Source organism: Advenella mandrilli, from assembly GCF_016595155.1.
GTDB lineage: Bacteria > Pseudomonadota > Gammaproteobacteria > Burkholderiales > Burkholderiaceae_B > Advenella > Advenella mandrilli.
Window position 1 is genome coordinate 1 of record NZ_JAENGP010000034.1, and the last position, 1,924, is coordinate 1,924.

Here is a 1,924-nt window from a genome sequence, read left to right on the forward strand (position 1 = left end):
CGCGTGTAAACGGTGTGCCAGTTCCCGAATCGCTCGGGCAGACCGCGCCACTTGCAGCCATGCTCGGCCACATAAAGGATGGCATTGACTACCTGCAAATTCGTTAGCTTGACATTGCCTCGTTGCCGGGGAAGGCAGCTTTCGATATGCGTAAATTGTTCAGGTGTGATTTCCATTCCTGTAGGATAGGCAATATTGCGGCCGATTGTCTATTAGTGTTAACACGCCCTAGTTGTAACAACCTGCGCCTGGTGGATCGCATCCGGGCTCATGCTTATATCTGTTTTATTGCGTTGGTGCTTGCGCGTGTCATGCGTGAACGGCTGTGCCAGAACCCGGTGCCCGACGTGTGCTCACCGGAACGGGCCTTGTCAGTATTGCGCCGGATTCAGACGCATAAAGTCACGTTCGACGGTCAGGCACCCGTTACTGGAATCTCTGCCATCGATGCGGAACCAGCCGCTGTGTTGGCCAGCCTGAAGGTCAAAAAACCGTTTGCAGATGTGGCCTATGTGAACTTGTAGTGGAGCGTTTTTAAAGTGATTCATTACAAATTAATAGGTTACGGTTTTGACTGTCGAACTCGGGTGTACCGGACTCTGGTTTTTTAATTTGCGCTTGTGATGTTCGTGATTATAGTAGTGAGTGTATTGCCGAATGACCGCTTGCTTGCTACAAACAGTAGGGTGACAACTATCCTGCCAGAGGGGGCTGAATGTAAATGATCCATATGAAACAGTTGTCTCATCTTTGGTTTTTTATAATTTGTATGACGTATGATGGCCTTTTTTTACTTTTATTTTAATAACGGTTGATGTTATTAACGCGTTGCGTTACTATTATGAAAAATCAATATTTATGATTACTCATTTTGCTTGCGGTGACACAGAGGATTTATTTAACGGTAAGCGTGTCAAGCGTTTCGTTAATATTGAGCGGGTTGCAATGCGTAAATTGCAACAGATTCACGCAGCAATGAGCTTACAGTTCCTGCGAGCACCACCAGCAAACCATTTAGAGCTATTAAGTGGCGACAGGAAAGGGCAGTACAGTATTCGTGTAAATGACCAGTGGCGGGTTTGTTTTGTATGGAACAATGGCAACGTCAGTCATGTTGAAATTGTGGACTATCATTAAAGGAAAAAGACAATGGCGCGCAGAGAAATCCCCCTTGTTCATCCCGGTGAAATTTTATTGGAAGACTGGCTTATACCCTTGGAAATCAGCCAGTATGCTTTGGCCAAAGCAATTGGTGTACCTGCCCGTAGAATCAATGAAATTGTGAAGGGAAAGCGGGCAATTACACCTGACACAGCATTGCGTTTGGCTGCTTTTTTTAATACTGACGCACAAAGCTGGCTGGGCCTTCAAGCTCATTATGATACAGAGTTGGCCAGAGAAGCCCTTTACGATACGTTGGCGCATATCCAGCCTTTTACCGTTAATAATGCCGGGGGTTCATCTAAGTTGGCGGCACATTAATGAAAATATTATGGAAAGCCTTGTTGCTTTGTAACGCTCCGCCCCATACCGTATTGACAGATTGAAGCTTGTTTTTACAGCTGCACTCGCCAGGGCAATAATTCGTCCATCCGGTTAACCGGATAGTCGGCAATCACCGACAGCACATGGCGCAGGTAGGCTTCTGGATTGATACCGTTGAGTTTGGCGGTCTCCAGTAAACTGTAGAGCGTGGCCGCCCGTTCTCCGCCCGCATCCGAACCCTGGAATAAATAATTTTTGCGACCAATTGCCACACCACGTAATACCCGTTCTGCTGCATTATTGTCAATCTCTATTTCCCCATCATCCAGATAGCGTGTCAAGGCCTGCCACTGGTTAAGGGCATACTGGATGGCATCGGTCGTTACGGATTTACGTGACAGGGTCGGCAACTGCTGCATGAACCACTCATGCAAGGCAA

The 1,924-nt window shown here is 47.0% G+C and carries 4 protein-coding genes and 1 pseudogene; 3 read left to right on the plus strand and 2 right to left on the minus strand.

The window, feature by feature from the left end; genetic code table 11:
- Positions 1–176 (minus strand): transposase (locus tag JHL22_RS15820; RefSeq protein ID WP_200239576.1); only part of this gene is annotated, 176 nt, incomplete at its 3' end.
- Between the two features lie 69 nt (positions 177–245).
- Here JHL22_RS15820 and JHL22_RS15825 point away from each other — a divergent pair.
- The 3 genes and pseudogenes from JHL22_RS15825 to JHL22_RS15835 all read left to right on the plus strand — a co-directional run.
- Positions 246–524: pseudogene (locus tag JHL22_RS15825) on the plus strand (IS1634 family transposase); the annotation flags it as partial.
- A gap of 334 nt (positions 525–858) precedes the next feature.
- Positions 859–1,137 carry a type II toxin-antitoxin system RelE/ParE family toxin gene (locus JHL22_RS15830; RefSeq protein ID WP_169294873.1) on the plus strand — a complete coding sequence of 93 codons (279 nt, stop codon included), beginning with the start codon at positions 859–861 and terminating at the stop codon, positions 1,135–1,137.
- A 12-nt stretch (positions 1,138–1,149) separates the two neighbouring features.
- The gene (locus JHL22_RS15835; RefSeq protein WP_169294872.1) at positions 1,150–1,482 is read left to right on the plus strand and encodes a HigA family addiction module antitoxin; all 333 of its coding nucleotides are present in this window, start codon (positions 1,150–1,152) and stop codon (positions 1,480–1,482) included.
- 74 nt (positions 1,483–1,556) lie between these two features.
- Here JHL22_RS15835 and JHL22_RS15840 read toward each other — a convergent pair.
- Positions 1,557–1,924: IS66 family transposase (locus tag JHL22_RS15840; protein ID WP_200239578.1), on the minus strand; the 368-nt coding region annotated here is incomplete at its 5' end.

Bases quoted from the DNA above. Each gene is read 5' to 3' on its own strand.
- JHL22_RS15830 (WP_169294873.1), top strand. From the start codon at position 859: ATGATTACTCATTTTGCTTGCGGTGACACAGAGGATTTATTTAACGGT.
- JHL22_RS15835 (WP_169294872.1), top strand. From the start codon at position 1,150: ATGGCGCGCAGAGAAATCCCCCTTGTTCATCCCGGTGAAATTTTATTG.